Source organism: Methylophaga sp. UBA5088 (assembly GCF_002414625.1).
Classification (GTDB): Bacteria; Pseudomonadota; Gammaproteobacteria; order Nitrosococcales; family Methylophagaceae; genus Methylophaga; species Methylophaga marina.
Genome location: NZ_DIAC01000128.1, coordinates 1 through 431 on the forward strand (window position 1 = coordinate 1; position 431 = coordinate 431).

Genomic DNA, 431 nt, shown 5'->3' on the forward strand with positions numbered 1-431 from the left:
TAATTAGCAATCTCTGCTTGAACCTGATTCCAGCTATCCTGATAGGCGAACTGTTGTTGTTTTAATTCACTGTTTTTTTGTGAAATGGCCATTTTTTGTTTTTTGTAGGCAAATAACGGCACGTTAATTCCGACTTGCAATGACAGCATGTCACTACGATCAGAGCCATCCAGATTATTGCCTTGTCTGAGACCATAAGCTGCCGAAACTTTAAAATCAGGTAGCACGTTTTTTTCAGCTAAGGCTTTATCTTCTGCTGCTGCAGCAATCAGGTGTTTTTGCTGTTGTAGAAACGGCCTATTTTGTTTCGCGAGATGGAGAATTTCTGCAGCAGATTTAATATCAGGGAGAGTGGTATCAATATACTGAGAGGCCGGAAGCTGAATGGGCGTATGCGTAGGTCGGCTAAGTAAGGTGTTGAGTGTGATAAC

Annotated in this window: 1 protein-coding gene; it reads right to left on the bottom strand. The window is 41.8% G+C overall.

Features of this window, described 5'->3' with window-relative positions; translation table 11 throughout:
* The coding region (locus tag B4K20_RS15740) for a TolC family protein (protein ID WP_289283642.1) at window positions 1-431 on the bottom strand (431 nt) is incomplete at both ends.